Origin of the sequence: Cryobacterium sp. TMT2-18-2 (genome assembly GCF_004402245.1) — a bacterium.
Taxonomy (GTDB): domain Bacteria; phylum Actinomycetota; class Actinomycetes; order Actinomycetales; family Microbacteriaceae; genus Cryobacterium; species Cryobacterium sandaracinum.
The window spans coordinates 25,545-40,067 of sequence record NZ_SOFU01000020.1 but is presented as its reverse complement, the minus strand read 5'-3'; the positions used below and the strand labels follow the sequence as shown (position 1 = coordinate 40,067).

Genomic DNA, 14,523 nt, shown 5'->3' with positions numbered 1-14,523 from the left:
TGGACGATCAGCCGCACCGGAACGCAGTACTGGCTTAGGCCACCGGTCGAGGTCGACCCGAAGCAGACGCTGATCGCACTGCCGAGCAAGCGGGCAGCGCTGTAGCGGTGGTCTCGACGGGCTCGCCCGCGACGCGGGATAAGCGTGGGTTCCGCGACTTCTGAGGGAGCGGTCCGTGGTTCCTGAGCGAGCGTTCCGTGACTCTCGTGACTCTCGTGACTCCCGTGTCTCCTCGTCACAGGTTGAGCTGCGACTCTCTCCCGAACGAATTCGCTGGAGATTCTGCTCGAAACTGTCCCAGGAAACCCAAATATGTGTTTTCAGACCAGAATCTGCGTCAAATCGGTCTACCACCGGGCCCGGAGCTGCAGAGGCGGTAGCGGTGTTCTCCGCGTTGCACGCGATTCCCGAGGGGCCGGGGCGCAGCAACCTCGCTGCCTCCGGATTCGAACGGGGGAAGGTCTTGGTGGCAGCCCTTCCCCGGCCATCGTCTGTGAGCACCGCGGTCTCGAGTCGTTGCGGTGGGGTCCGACGACGTGCTCCCAGACCCGACCGGCCGCCGCGGGCACCGAAGTCGACGTGATCCCGTCGCGCTCCGCAGCTGATCTGCGTGCCCATCGGATGGCGGCGGTCCCGTCCCGGTGGGGCTCAATGGTTATCGCTGACCTGTCGGTGGTGCGGGTGACCGGTGCGACCACGGCATAGCGACGCCGAGCTTCGTCGGAGAGCAGCTGTGGGCCAGTGTGGGCAAACGGCGCGACAAAGCCTTCAGATCGTGTCACCGATCAGTCCGCGACCCGAGTGTTCGCACGGACTCTGACAGTTGTGCCCCCAGGCAGATTCGAACTGCCGCCCCTGCCTCCGGAGGGCAGTGCTCTATCCCCTGAGCTATGGGGGCCAGGGAAAACACTAGGTTATCAGCATCCGGGCAGGCGATGTTCCGCATCGAGTTCGACGGATGCGGTCGAGCTCGCCCGGCACACCACCCGAACTCGACCGGTAGTGCCGAATTCGGCAGGTTCGGGCAGGTTCAGGTGGGTTCCGCCGCGCGGTCCGCCCGGGCGTGTTACTGCAGGTTCGCGATCGCCGCGGAAACGAGTGACTCGGCGTCGCCCGGCTCGACGAACTCGCTCGAGCCCACCGTGATCCAGTAGGTGGAGGTGAAGACCTGAGCCACACCAGTCCCGCCGGCAGCCGAAAAATAGCCCTCGACGTCGGGCGGCGTGCCATATGTGGGAACGATCTTGCTGGAGCTGCTGGCCTCGTTCTTCAGCTGCGACAGCAGCACGTCGTTGGGCTGGGTCACCGAGACCTCGATCGTTCCGTCGCTCGATTGATTGAGCAGTCCGCAATTCAGCCCCTGGTACTCTGCCGCCATCTGACCCGCGGCGATGGTCGGCTCGAAACCGGGGGCCGTGCCGTAGCTCGGGTTGAAGGCGTAGACGTCGTCGAGGGTGAGCACCTGGTCGCAGGTAAGTGTGACCGGGGTGCCTGCTGCCGTGGGGGTGGGTGTCGGCGTCGCGGTGGGCCCCGGTGTCTGCGTCGCGTTCGACGTCGACCCGGGAGTGGCTGATGGCGACGCTGCCGACGGGCTGCTGTCCGGGGTGGAACCCGAACCGCAGGCAGCCAGCGCCACGACGGCGACCGTGCCGGTGGCAAGGAGAAGGGTGGTGCGCAGGAGCCGTCCGCGCGGGAGTCTGGGCGAGAGGGAGTGAGTCACGCTTGACCTTACCAAGAGGGTTGTCTGTGACCGGGCCGGTAAGCTTGCTTGTCGTGACTCCCGCTGAGCTTTCCCAATCCCTGTTCGACCTCATCCTCCAGTTGAGCGAGCGTCGACGCGAGGCCGGAATCGACGTGACCGACGTCAAACTGACCGGGGCGGATGTCACCCTCGAGCGTCCGAGAAACCGCGACCACGGTGATTGGGCCTCCAGCGTCGCGATGAAGATTGCCAAGCCACTAGGCTCCAACCCGCGCGAGGTGGCCGCCGAACTGGCTGCCGGCCTGGAACAGCTTCCCGACGTGGCCTCGGTGGACGTCGCCGGACCCGGCTTCATCAACATCCGTCTCGAGGCCGCCGCCGCCGGCGCCCTCGCCAAGACCATCGTCGATGCGGGCCCCGCTTACGGCACCGGGCACCTCTACGACGGCCTCAAGATCAACCTCGAGTTCGTGTCCGCCAACCCCACCGGCCCCATCCACATGGGCGGCGTGCGCTGGGCGGCCGTGGGTGACAGCCTGGCCCGGGTGCTGCAGGCGGAGGGCGCCGACGTCACCCGCGAGTACTACTTCAACGACCACGGCTCGCAGATCGACCGCTTCGCCCGCAGCGTGCTCGCCGGCTACCTCGGCGAGCCCACCCCCGAAGACGGTTACGGCGGCGCCTACATCGGAGACATCGCCGACCAGGTCGTGGCCAGCCACGAAGGCGACATCGCGGTGCTGGCCCGCGACGAGCAGCAGGAAGTCTTCCGCAGCGTCGGCGTCGATTTGATGTTCACCGAGATCAAGGAGAAGCTGCACGGCTTCGGCGTGGATTTCGACGTGTACTTCCACGAAGATTCCCTGCACGAGTCCGGCGCCGTCAACCGGGCCATCGAACGGCTGCGCGAACAGGGCCACATCTTCGAAGAAGACGGGGCCATCTGGCTGCGCACGACCACGTTCGGCGATGACCGCGACCGCGTCATCATCCGTTCCAACGGCGAACCGGCCTACATCTCCGGTGACCTCGGCTACTACCTCGACAAGCGTGAGCGCGGTTTCGACCAGAACCTGATCATGCTCGGCGCCGATCACCATGGCTATGTCGGCCGCATGATGGCCATGGTCGAGGCGTTCGGCGACGTGCCCGGCGTGAACCTGCAGATCCTGATCGGCCAGATGGTCAACCTGCTGCGCAATGGCGAACCGGTGCGGATGAGTAAGCGCGCCGGAACGATCGTCACCCTCGACGACCTCGTCGACGCCGTCGGCGTGGACGCTGGCCGCTACTCCCTGGTGCGCTCCAGCAGCGACACCCAGCTCGACATCGACCTCGACCTGCTCGGCAAGCGCACCAACGAGAACCCGGTCTTCTACGTGCAGTATGCGCATGCCCGTACCTGCTCGGTCGCCCGCAACGCGGCCACCGCGGGGGTGGAACGCACCGCATTCGCCCCGGAGCTGCTCACCCACGACAGCGAATCGGCCCTGCTCGGCGTGTTGCAGGAATACCCGCGCGTCGTCGCGCAGGCCGCCGAACTGCGCGAGCCCCACCGTATCGCCCGCTACATCGAAGAGGTTGCCGGCTACTACCACCGCTGGTACGACAGCTGCCGGGTGATCCCGCTCGGCGACGAACCGATCACCGACCGGCACCGCACCCGGCTCTGGCTCAACGACGCCACCGGCCAGGTCATCCGCAACGGCCTCGGCCTGCTCGGCGTCTCCGCACCGGAACGCATGTAGGCATGGACGCGTCCGCCAGGAAATCCCGTCGTCGCGGGCTCGGGGCGTTCATCGTCGCGGGTCTGGTCGTGGTCGGGCTCGTCGCTGCCTTCTTCTTCGTCGACGGGGGACTGCGCAGCTACGCCGAGGGCCAGATCGAGCGGGAGATCGCCTCGAACCTGCCCGACACCGTGACCGGGGACGTGGCCGTCTCCATCGGAGGCCTGTCGGTCATCGCGCAGTACCTCGGCGGCAGCTTCGACCGGGTGGCCCTGGAATCAGGCACCCTGACCGTGGACGGCGTGCAGGCATCCGTGCACGTCGTGGCGACGGATGTCCCGCTTGACCAATCCCAGCCCGTCGGCGACGTGCGCGGCATCATCGACCTCGAACCCGACGCCCTCAACACCCTGCTGAGCCAGTCTCTGCCGAGCAATGTCCCCGATGCCGGCGTCGAACTCGGGCAGGACGAGATCAGCTACAGCGGCAGCCTGGAGGTGCTCGGCTTCCCGATCGGCTACCGCGCCTCGGCGACGCCGAGCGTGGACGCCGACGCACTGCTGCTCACGCCGAGCGGTGCCAGCGTCACCTCAGGCGGCGGCAGCATCGACGCCGGCAACCTGCTGTCTCGTGTTCTGGGGGAGGAACCGCTCCGCATCTGCGTGGCCCAGTACCTCCCCGAGGGGGTCACCCTTGCCGGAGTGAACGTGACCTCGGATCGAGCGCGACTCACGCTGCAGTCGAGCACGTTGACGCTGAGCCGCCAGTCGCTGACAACCCTTGGCAGCTGCGGAGCAGGCTGAGCCGTGAGCGGCACGCCGCGCCGCTCGCGGACCGTTCGAACCGCGACCAAACCGGGGCCTGACAGGGTGACCGCGGGGTCGTAGGCTGGAAGGTACCGCCGGTCGCGCATTCGCTTGTCCGAGGAGGCTCCATGACTGTCCTGCGCATTCAACACCCCGTGCCCGACTATGACCGCTGGAAACGCGCCTTCGACCTGGACCCGGCCGACCGCCGCGGATCCGGGGTGATCCGCTACACGATCCTCCGCTCGGTGACTAATCCGAACTTCGTCATGGTCGACCTGGAATTGGGCTCCGTCCGGGAGGCGGAGAAGATGCTCCTCAAGATGCGGCGCATCTGGACTAGCAGCGGCTCGTCGGTCATGATCGACCCGGAGGCGTGGATCGTCGACGTGGCCGAAACCGCCGCGCTGGTCTGATCGCGGCCCGCCCCGCTGCTCAGCCCGCGCCTCTCACCACGCAGCGGGACGTAACGCGATTCGGCGCGCACCGGCGGCGTTCGCTACACTCGGGACAGGTCTCCGGTCGCAGCCGACGGCATCCTTTCACTGGCTTCAGGGACCAATCCGGGTTCGCTCGCCACTCAGTGAGACACCCACTCGACATTTCCCGTGAGGTTTTCACCCGTGGCCACCAACCCGCTCGCCCCCGACTGGCTTTGCCTGCCCGACGACGCCAATGCGCTTGCCGACGGCCTCTGGCCGGCCACCATCGACCGCACCCCGCAGGGTGAACTCCTCATCGGCGGCTGCACCGCCTCCGCCCTGGCCGCCGAATACGGCACTCCTCTATATCTGGTCGACGAAACGGATGCCCGCGCCCGCGCGGCCTCGCTCCGCGCCGTCTTCGAGGCCGAGTTCGCCCGCATCGGCACGAGCGTGCACATCTACTACGCCGGCAAGGCGTTCCTGTCCACCGAGATCGCCCGTTGGATGCTTGCCGAAGGCCTCAACATCGACGTCTGCAGCGGCGGCGAACTCGCCGTGGCGCTGGCGGCCGGCAGCCCGCCGAACCGGCTCGGCTATCACGGCAACAACAAGTCCCTGGCCGAGATCGACGAGGCCTGCCGCGTCGGCGTCGGCACCATCGTGATCGACAGCCTGGTCGAAATCGGGCGCGTCGCCGCGGCCGCCGCCCGGCACGGCATCGTGCAGGCCGTTCGGCTGCGCGTGAACAGCGGCGTGCACGCACACACCCACGCATTCCTCGCCACGGCGCACGAAGACCAGAAATTCGGCGTGACGCTCGATGACGCCGCGGCGCTGGTGGGCCTCATCCGGGCCGAGCCGGGCCTAAGCTTCCGCGGCCTGCACTGCCACATCGGCTCGCAGATCTTCGGCGCCGACGGCTTCGCCGAATCCGCGTCGCGCCTCCTCGCCGTGCACGCCGCCCTGCTCGCAGGCGGCCCCGTCCCCGAGCTGAACCTCGGCGGCGGCTTCGGCATCGCCTACACGCTGGCCGACACCCCCACCCCGATCGGTGAGCTCGCGGCCAGCCTGGCCGACATCGTTGCCGCGCAGTGCAGCGCCCTCGGCATCCCGGTGCCCGTGGTCGCCTTCGAGCCGGGACGTTACATCATCGGCCCGGCCGGAATCACCCTCTACGAGGTCGGAACCACCAAGTCCGTCGACGTGGCCGGCAACCCGCGCCTCTATGTCAGTGTCGACGGAGGCATGAGCGACAACGCCCGCCCCGCCCTCTACGGCGCCGACTACACCGTGCGGCTCGCCGGCCGCGTGTCGGCGGCCGACCCGGTGCTGGTGCGCCTCGCCGGCAAGCACTGCGAGAGCGGCGACATCGTCGTCGACGCGGACTATCTCCCCGGCGACGTGGCCCCGGGCGACCTGGTGGCCGTCGCGGCCACCGGCGCCTACTGCTGGTCGCTGTCGAACAACTACAACTTCCTCGGCCGGCCGGCCGTGGTCGCGGTGGCCGACGGCATCCCGCGGATGCTGGTGCGCGGCGAGACCATCGCCGACCTGCTCGCCCGCGACACCGGGGTCTCGGTCTCGACCGGCTCGATCCCCGGCTCGAATCCCGGCTCGACCACCGGCTCGACCGATCTACCGAAGGAACCCGCCCGATGATCGAATACCGCAATCTGCGCGTCGCACTGCTGGGCGGCGGCTCCGTCGGCGCCCAGGTCGCCCGGCTGCTGCTCGAAAACAGTGAAGAACTCGCCAACCGGGTCGGTGCCAGCCTCGAGCTCGTCGGCATCCTGGTGCGCGACATCGACGCCGAGCGCACCGTCGACCTGCCCCGCGAGCTGTTCACCACCGACGCCGAGACCCTGATCCTCGGCGCCGATGTCGTGATCGAGTTGATGGGCGGCATCGAGCCCGCTCGCTCATACATTCTGATGGCGATCAACTCGGGGGCGGATGTCGTCACCGCCAACAAGGCGTTGCTGGCCACCCACGGGCCAGAACTCCTCGCCGCCGCCGACCAGGTCGGCGCACAGCTCAAGTACGAGGCGGCCGTGGCCGGTGCGATCCCGATCGTTCGGCCGCTCGGCGAGAGTCTCGGTGGCGACCAGGTCAACCGCATCCTCGGCATCGTGAACGGCACCACCAACTTCATCCTCGACCGGATGGACACTGAGGGGGACACCCTCGAGGAGGCTCTCGCCCTGGCCACCGACCTCGGCTACGCCGAGGCCGACCCGACCGCCGACATCGGCGGGTACGACGCGGCGCAGAAGGCGGCCATTCTGGCCAGCCTCGCCTTCCACACGACCGTGCCGCTCGCATCCGTCTACCGCGAGGGCATCACCGCCATCACGCCCGCGCAGATCGACTCGGCCCGCAAGGCCGGCTACGTCGTGAAGTTGCTCGCCATCTGCGAACGCCTCGTCGACGCCGAAAGCGGCCAGCAGGGCGTCTCCGCCCGGGTCTACCCAGCCATGGTTCACCGCAGCCACCCGCTCGCCTCCGTGCACGGCGCCAACAACGCGGTCTTTGTCGAAGCCGAGTCGGCCGGAAGCCTGATGTTCTACGGCGCCGGCGCCGGGGGCGTGGAGACGGCGTCCGCCGTGCTCGGCGACCTGGTGTCACTGGCCCGCCGCCACATCGCCGGTGGCCCCGGCGTTCCCGCGTCCCAGCACGCCGACCTGCCGGTCTTCGACATCGGCCAGATCGTCACGCGCTACGCCGTGACCCTGGAAGTCACCGACGAGCCCGGCGTTCTCGCCACGCTCGCCAGCGTGTTCAGCGACCACGGCGTGTCCCTGGCCCTGGTCGAGCAGTCGATGACGCCGGCGCAGCCGGGCACCGCGAGTCGCTCCGCCGTCTCCGCCACGGCTACCCTAGTCATCGGAACGCACGAGGCCACGGAGGCCGCCCTGGCGGCCACCGTGACAGACCTCGCCGCGAACAGATTTGTCACCAATGTCGCATCCGTTTTGAGAGTTGAAGGAGCCTGATGTCCAGCGAACGAGAGACTCTGCCGAAACCAGCCGCGAAGACGGCTTCCCGGCAGTGGCGCGGCGTGCTGCGCGAATACGCGGACCGCCTCAACATCACGGATGCGACGCCGATCATCACGCTCGGCGAGGGGGGCACCCCGCTGATTCCGGCTCCGGCGCTCTCCGTTCGCACGGGCGCGAAGGTCTGGATCAAGTACGAGGGCATGAACCCGACCGGTTCCTTCAAGGACCGCGGCATGACCATGGCCATCTCCAAGGCCGTCGAAGACGGTGCCCAGGCCGTCATCTGCGCGTCCACCGGCAACACCTCCGCGTCGGCCGCCGCCTACGCGACCCACGCCGGAATCCAGGCCGTCGTGCTGGTGCCCGAGGGCAAGATCGCCATGGGCAAGCTCAGCCAGGCCATCGCGCACAACGCGCAGCTGCTGCAGGTGCAGGGCAATTTTGACGACTGCCTCGACATCGCCCGCGACCTCTCCGCGAATTACCCCGTGCACCTAGTCAACTCGGTCAACCCCGACCGGATCGAGGGCCAGAAGACGGCCGCCTTCGAGGTCGTCGAGGTGCTGGAAGACGCGCCGGACATCCACATCGTCCCCGTCGGCAACGCCGGCAACTACACCGCCTACACACGCGGGTACACCGAAGAGCTCGAGCGCGGCGCCACTACGAAGCTGCCGCGCATGTTCGGGTTCCAGGCTGCCGGCAGCGCCCCGATCGTGCTCGGCCACCGCGTCGACCACCCGGAGACCATCGCCAGCGCCATCCGCATCGGCAACCCGGCCTCCTGGGACCTCGCCCTCGCCGCGCGCACCCTGACCGACGGCTACTTCGGCGCGATCAGCGACGACAAGATCCTCGAGGCCTACCGCATCCTGTCGGCCGAGGTCGGCATCTTCGTCGAACCGGCCTCCGCGATCAGCGTCGCCGGCCTGCTCGAACGCGCCGAAGCCGGGCTCATCCCGGCCGGCTCCACCGTGGTTCTCACGGTCACCGGCCACGGTCTGAAGGACCCGCAGTGGGCGCTCCGCACCGCGGACGGCTCCGACGTCAAACCGACCATCGTGCCTGTCGACACCGCCGAAATCGCCAGCGTCCTCGGGCTGGTCCAGAAATGACCATCGCCGAGGCCCTCTCGGGCAAGTCGGTGCTCTCGGGCCGTTCCGTCACCGTGCAGGTGCCGGCGACCACGGCCAACCTCGGCCCCGGCTTCGACACCCTGGGTCTGGCCCTGGCGCACCACGACCACCTCGAGGCCTCCGTTCGCGATGAGCCGGGCGTCACGGTCGAGGTGCACGGCGTCGGTGAAGGCGTGGTGCCCACCGATGAGACCAACCTTGTCGTGCGCGCCCTCATCCACACCTTCGCCGCCTACGGCCAGGAACTGCCCGGACTGAACCTCGTTGCCCACAACGAGATCCCGCACGGCCGCGGCATGGGCTCGTCCGGCGCCGCCATCGTCGCCGGGATCATGGCCGCGAAGGGCCTGCTCGAGGGCATCGTCGACATCGATGCGGAGGCGCTCCTGGCCCTCGCGACTGAGATGGAGGGGCACCCCGACAATGTGGCGCCGGCACTGTTCGGGGGTCTCACGATCGCGTGGATGACACCCGACGGACCGCGCCACAAGAAGCTGATGGTGCACCGCGGCGTCAAGCCGCTCGTGTTCGTTCCGGAGCACGCCATGTCCACGGCGCTCGCCCGCAGCCTGCAGCCCGAGAGCGTGCCGCACGAAGACGCCGTCTTCAACCTGTCGCGCTCGGCCCTCCTGATCGCCGCCCTGATCCAGAGCCCCGAGCTGCTCCTCGCGGCCACCGAGGACAAACTGCACCAGAGCTACCGTGCCGCCGCCATGCCGGAGACCAACCGGCTGATCACCCTGCTCCGGGAGCACGGCTTCGCCGCCGTCGTCTCCGGCGCCGGCCCATCGATCCTGGTGCTGGCCAGTGACCCAGGGCAGCGACTCGTCGCGGCCGAGCTCGTCGCCGCCGAGTCCGAAACGCCCTGGCAGGCGCTGATGCTGGCCGTCGACGTGCTGGGCGCAACCGTCACCCGCACCGAGCGTTAGAGAGCCGAGTCCGAATCGATTGGGTGTGTCGCTCCCGGTCGGTCAGCCGGCTGCACCGCCCGGGCGGTGTTCCTCGCCGTCGCAGTGCCCGCTCCGGTTGGACCCGGTAGCGGTGACTCATCGCTGACGGCTGTGAGGGCTCACTCATGTCACGGAGTAACTGAAAGCCGAGGACACGCCGTATCCGGGCGGTCCTCGGCGTTCTCACGTTCTGCTACAGTGAACGTGCACCCGATGGAACCGCGTAACGCCCGGCTCCCTTCTCCGGTGCATTCCCTGTAACTCACTGCTATCGCATCATCTATGCGTAGCTGTGTGTGTTCACTTCAATCCACATCACTTTGGGATTGGACCACCCGCAGCGCGTGAGACGCTGCAACAGCTTCCCTGGCCAGCACGCATGACGCCAGGGGAAAGGACAATTTTCGTGACTGACGTCAACCTCCTCACCCCCGGTGCGGATTCCTCGCACCTCACCACCCTTCGCGTCGCCGAGCTTCTGGCTCTGGCGATCGAGCTGGGTATCCCGGGTGCATCCAAGCTTCGCAAGGGAGAGCTCGTAGGAGCAATCACCGCCGAGCAGGCCAAGAGCGCATCCTCGGGTGTCTCCGCCGAGGCCACGCCCGCCGACACCACGCCCGCCGACACCACGGCCGCCGATCCCGTCGAAGAGGCGACTCCCACGGCCGACGCTGCGACCGACGCGGCCTCGACCACCGACGTTGCTGCCAACGTCACCGGCGCCGCGCCGCGCAAGCGCGTGTCCCGCCGCGCCTCCACCGCGACCGCGGCTCCCGCCGTGGCACACGTCAACGCTGACGGCGACCTGGGCATCGGCATGATCGTTCCGGATGACGCCGCGACCCTCCGCCGCACGACCGCCCCCACCACCTATGCCGGCACCGTGCCGGAGTCACCCGCGACCGAGACCGTAGCCCCGGCCACGAAGCCGGTCCGCCAGGCTCGCAAGCGTGCCACGTCGGTCACTGTGAAGGCGGCCGCCGAAGCGGCCGCCACCCCCATCGTGGACACCGAGGCCCCCACCGTTCAGACTGAAACAATCACCGAGGCTGCCGCCGAGACCGCAGTCGTGGCCGAGGAGACCCCCGCCATCACCGAGTCGGCGCCCGAGGCCACCGGTTCCGGCCGGTCGCGTCGCGGTAGCTCACGCGGTGGCCGCAACGGCGGTGCCCGCAACAGCATCGACGCCCGCAACAACGCCGACGAGCTCGGCACCGAGACCGGCACCGAGACCGGAACCGAGCAGCACGCCCGGGTCGAGAACGCCGTCACCGATCGGGCCGAATCGACCGAGCAGGGCGAGCACGCCGGTCAGGGCGAACTGTCCGAGCAGACGGAACAGCCCCGACAGGGCCGCAACCGCAACCGCAGCCGCGGGGGCGACCGCACGCAGGGCGCCGAGCGCGGCGAGGAGACCGCCCGCCAGCAACGCCAGACCGGCAACCGCGGCCAGGGCCAGAGCCAGGACAATCAGAATCAGGACCGCAACCAGGGTCAGGATCGAAACCAGGGTCAGGACCGCCAGGCCCCGCAGAGCCAGGATCGCGCCCAGGACCGTCAGGACCGCCAAGAGCGCCAGGGTCAGGACCGCCAGGACCGCAACCAGGGCCAAGAGCGTCAGGGCCAAGAGCGTCAGGGTCAGGATCGTCAGGGTCAGGACCGCAACGCCGGTCCCGACCGCGCCGGACTCGAAGACGACCTGAACGGCCGGAGCAACCGCAACCGTTTCCGTGACCGCAAGCGTCGCGGCGTCACCACCGGCGACGACTTCGAGCCGGAGCTGAACGACGACGACGTGCTGATCCCCGTCGCCGGCATCCTCGACGTCCTCGACAACTACGCGTTCGTGCGCACCTCCGGCTACCTGCCGGGTGCCAGCGACGTCTACGTCTCGCTCGGCCAGGTCAAGAAGTACAACCTGCGCAAGGGAGACGCCGTCGTCGGCTCCATCCGCCAGCCCCACGAAGGCGATCAGAGCGGACGCCAGAAGTACAACGCGATCGTCAAGGTCGACTCCATCAACGGCCTGACCGTCGAAGAGGCCGCGAACCGCGTCGAGTTCCAGAAGCTCACGCCGCTGTACCCGACGGAGCGGCTGCGCCTCGAAACCGAGCCGGGCAAGCTGACGCAGCGGATCATCGACCTGGTCGCCCCGATCGGTAAAGGACAGCGCGGCCTGATCGTCGCACCGCCTAAGGCCGGCAAGACCATCGTCATGCAGCAGATCGCCAACGCCATCGCCACGAACAACCCCGAGGTCCACCTCATGGTCGTCCTGGTCGATGAGCGTCCCGAAGAGGTCACCGACATGCAGCGCACGGTGAAGGGTGAGGTCATTGCCTCCACCTTCGACCGTCCCGCCGAAGACCACACCACGGTCGCCGAGCTCGCCATCGAGCGTGCCAAGCGTCTCGTCGAACTGGGCCACGACGTCGTTGTGCTGCTCGACTCGATCACTCGCCTGGGCCGCGCCTACAATCTGACGGCCCCGCCGTCGGGCCGGATCCTCTCCGGCGGCGTCGACGCGTCCGCGCTGTACCCGCCGAAGCGTTTCTTCGGAGCGGCGCGCAACATTGAGAACGGTGGCTCGCTCACCATCCTCGCCTCCGCCCTGGTGGAGACCGGATCCAAGATGGACGAGGTTATCTTCGAGGAGTTCAAGGGCACGGGCAACATGGAGCTCCGCCTGTCGCGCCACCTGGCCGATAAGCGCATCTTCCCCGCGGTGGATGTCAACGCATCCGGAACCCGTCGTGAAGAAATGCTGATGAGCGCGGACGAAGTCAAGATCACTTGGAAACTGCGACGCGCCCTCGCCGGGCTCGAACAGCAGCAGGCACTGGAGATCATCCTCGGTCGCCTCAAGGAGACCACGTCCAACGTCGAGTTCTTGATGCAGGTTCAGAAGTCGATGCCGACCCTCGGTGGGTCAGACAAGGATCACTGATGTTCGAGTCTGTCCTGACTCTGCTGGCTGAGCACGATGAGCTCCAGTCTCAGCTGGCGGATCCCGAGCTGCACGCGAACCCGGCCCGATCGAAGAAGGTCAACCGTCGTTATGCCGAGCTCAGCCGCATCATCGCGGCCTGGCACGAGTGGAAAGAGATCGGCGAGAACCTCGATGCCGCGCGGGAACTCGCGGACGAGGACGCCGACTTCGCCGCGGAGATCCCCGGTCTGGTGGAGCAGCTGGAAAACGCGGCCGAAAAGCTGCGGCGCCTGCTGATTCCGCGCGACCCGCTCGACGCCCGTGACGTGATCATGGAGATCAAGATGGGGGAGGGCGGTGCGGAATCCGCACTGTTCGCCGCCGACTTGCTCCGCATGTACCTGCACTATGCGGAGTCGAAGCGCTGGAAAACCGAGATCATCGAGCAGACCACGAGCGACCTCGGCGGCATCAAAGACATCCAGCTCGCCATCAAGGGTAACGCGAGTGACCCTGCCGAGGGCGTCTGGGCGCACCTCAAGTACGAGGGAGGCGTGCACCGCGTTCAGCGAGTGCCGGCCACCGAGTCGCAGGGACGCATCCACACCTCCGCCGCCGGCGTGCTCGTCTTCCCTGAGGTCGACGAGCCCGAAGAGGTCGAGATCAGTGCGAACGACCTCAAGATCGACGTGTACCGGTCGAGCGGCCCCGGCGGCCAGTCCGTGAACACGACCGACTCCGCCGTGCGCATCACCCACCTTCCGACCGGCATCGTCGTGGCCATGCAGAACGAGAAGAGCCAGCTGCAGAACAAGGAAGCCGGCATGCGCGTTCTGCGTGCCCGCGTTCTGGCCCGGCAGCAGGAAGAAATCGACGCCGCCGCCTCCCTCGTGCGCAAGGGCCAGATCCGCACCATGGACCGGTCCGAGCGCATCCGCACGTACAACTTCCCGGAGAACCGGATCGCGGACCACCGCACCGGCTACAAGGCCTACAACCTGGACACGGTCATGAACGGCGCCCTCGACGCCGTGATCGACTCCTGCATCACGGCCGACGAAGCCACCCGGCTGGCCGAGATCGGTGATCACGACTGACCAACCCTGCACGCAGCGGTTGCCCAGCCGCCGGTCTCTCGTAGTCTGGAGAGAACGGCGGCTGGGCTTTTCGCATCCACCGTTCGACAACGAGGCGAGGATGCTGATGGAATCCCTGACGAGTCACACCGACTACGGCGCTGTGGGCCTGACCGAGGCGCAGGTGAATTCTGACCCGATGCTCGAGTTCGCCACCTGGTTGGCGGCCGCCGAGGGGGCCGGGCTGTATGAGCCGAACGCCATGGTCGTCGGCACCATCGACCCCGACGGGCGGCCGAGCAGCCGCACGGTGCTGCTCAAGGGGCTCGACGGCAGCGGGTTCGAGTTCGTCACCAACTACGACTCGCGCAAGGGGCGCGCGCTCCGGAAGAATTCCGGTGTGACGCTGCTATTCCCCTGGTACCCGATGCAGCGCCAGGTGATCGTCTACGGCACGGCCCACGCCACGGATGCCGCCGTCAGCGACGCCTATTTCGCGCGTCGTCCGCGGCCCGCCCGGATCGCCGCCCTGGCCAGTGAGCAATCGGAACCGATCGCGAGCCGCGAACTGCTCGAGGAACAGGTGCGCGCGGTCGACCGGCGGTACCCCGACGACACGGAGATCCCGCGGCCCACGGACTGGGGCGGGTTCCGGGTCATTCCGCACGCGATCGAGTTCTGGCAGGGCCGCACGTCCCGGCTGCACGACCGCCTGCATTTCACGGCGCTGGCGGGCGGCGGCTGGACGCGGGAGCGCCTCCAGCCGTAGCACC

General features: G+C 68.0%; 11 protein-coding genes and 1 tRNA gene. 10 read left to right on the top strand and 2 right to left on the bottom strand.

Annotated elements, in window-relative coordinates; translation table 11 throughout:
* Window positions 1-826: 826 nt before the first annotated feature.
* Both E3O22_RS06495 and E3O22_RS06490 read right to left on the bottom strand, forming a co-directional pair.
* Window positions 827-898: transfer RNA gene (locus E3O22_RS06495), tRNA-Arg, on the bottom strand.
* A 168-nt stretch (window positions 899-1,066) separates the two neighbouring features.
* Window positions 1,067-1,720, bottom strand: coding sequence for an iron ABC transporter ATP-binding protein (locus E3O22_RS06490; RefSeq protein ID WP_134395759.1), 654 nt, complete (start codon window positions 1,718-1,720; stop codon window positions 1,067-1,069).
* Window positions 1,721-1,773: 53 nt separating this feature from the next.
* Between E3O22_RS06490 and argS the strand changes: the two genes are divergently transcribed.
* From argS to pdxH, 10 genes are all read left to right on the top strand, one after another.
* Entirely contained in the window at window positions 1,774-3,450 is a 1,677-nt protein-coding gene (gene argS, locus E3O22_RS06485; RefSeq protein ID WP_134395757.1) for an arginine--tRNA ligase, read from the top strand.
* Window positions 3,451-3,452: 2 nt separating this feature from the next.
* Window positions 3,453-4,232 (top strand): DUF2993 domain-containing protein, encoded by a 780-nt coding sequence (locus E3O22_RS06480; protein ID WP_134395756.1) that lies wholly within the window; start codon window positions 3,453-3,455, stop codon window positions 4,230-4,232.
* A gap of 131 nt (window positions 4,233-4,363) precedes the next feature.
* Window positions 4,364-4,651: a hypothetical protein gene (locus E3O22_RS06475; protein WP_134395754.1), complete on the top strand. Its 288-nt coding sequence runs from the start codon at window positions 4,364-4,366 to the stop codon at window positions 4,649-4,651.
* Between the two features lie 207 nt (window positions 4,652-4,858).
* A complete protein-coding gene (gene lysA / locus E3O22_RS06470) occupies window positions 4,859-6,319 on the top strand; it encodes a diaminopimelate decarboxylase (protein ID WP_134395752.1) in 1,461 nt (486 codons plus the stop codon).
* On the top strand, window positions 6,316-7,653 hold the full coding sequence (locus tag E3O22_RS06465; RefSeq protein ID WP_134395750.1) for a homoserine dehydrogenase: 1,338 nt from the start codon (window positions 6,316-6,318) through the stop codon (window positions 7,651-7,653). The genes lysA and E3O22_RS06465 overlap by 4 nt, the downstream gene beginning before the upstream one ends.
* The gene (gene thrC / locus E3O22_RS06460) at window positions 7,653-8,774 is read left to right on the top strand and encodes a threonine synthase (RefSeq protein ID WP_134395748.1); all 1,122 of its coding nucleotides are present in this window, start codon (window positions 7,653-7,655) and stop codon (window positions 8,772-8,774) included. Before E3O22_RS06465 ends, thrC begins: the two co-directional genes overlap by 1 nt.
* Window positions 8,771-9,724, top strand: a complete 954-nt coding sequence (thrB, locus tag E3O22_RS06455) for a homoserine kinase (RefSeq protein ID WP_134395746.1) — start codon at window positions 8,771-8,773, stop codon at window positions 9,722-9,724. Before thrC ends, thrB begins: the two co-directional genes overlap by 4 nt.
* A 400-nt stretch (window positions 9,725-10,124) precedes the next feature.
* Entirely contained in the window at window positions 10,125-12,692 is a 2,568-nt protein-coding gene (gene rho, locus E3O22_RS06450; protein ID WP_134395744.1) for a transcription termination factor Rho, read from the top strand.
* Complete coding sequence (gene prfA, locus E3O22_RS06445; RefSeq protein ID WP_104194084.1) at window positions 12,692-13,771, top strand: peptide chain release factor 1; 1,080 nt, start codon at window positions 12,692-12,694, stop codon at window positions 13,769-13,771. Before rho ends, prfA begins: the two co-directional genes overlap by 1 nt.
* Before the next feature lie 106 nt (window positions 13,772-13,877).
* Window positions 13,878-14,519: a pyridoxamine 5'-phosphate oxidase gene (pdxH, locus tag E3O22_RS06440; protein ID WP_174722045.1), complete on the top strand. Its 642-nt coding sequence runs from the start codon at window positions 13,878-13,880 to the stop codon at window positions 14,517-14,519.
* The last annotated feature ends 4 nt before the right edge of the window (window positions 14,520-14,523 follow it).

Bases quoted from the DNA above. Each gene is read 5' to 3' on its own strand.
- E3O22_RS06480 (WP_134395756.1), top strand. From the start codon at position 3,453: ATGGACGCGTCCGCCAGGAAATCCCGTCGTCGCGGGCTCGGGGCGTTC.
- E3O22_RS06475 (WP_134395754.1), top strand. From the start codon at position 4,364: ATGACTGTCCTGCGCATTCAACACCCCGTGCCCGACTATGACCGCTGG.
- E3O22_RS06465 (WP_134395750.1), top strand. From the start codon at position 6,316: ATGATCGAATACCGCAATCTGCGCGTCGCACTGCTGGGCGGCGGCTCC.
- thrC (WP_134395748.1), top strand. From the start codon at position 7,653: ATGTCCAGCGAACGAGAGACTCTGCCGAAACCAGCCGCGAAGACGGCT.
- thrB (WP_134395746.1), top strand. From the start codon at position 8,771: ATGACCATCGCCGAGGCCCTCTCGGGCAAGTCGGTGCTCTCGGGCCGT.
- rho (WP_134395744.1), top strand. From the start codon at position 10,125: ATGACGCCAGGGGAAAGGACAATTTTCGTGACTGACGTCAACCTCCTC.
- prfA (WP_104194084.1), top strand. From the start codon at position 12,692: ATGTTCGAGTCTGTCCTGACTCTGCTGGCTGAGCACGATGAGCTCCAG.
- pdxH (WP_174722045.1), top strand. From the start codon at position 13,878: ATGGAATCCCTGACGAGTCACACCGACTACGGCGCTGTGGGCCTGACC.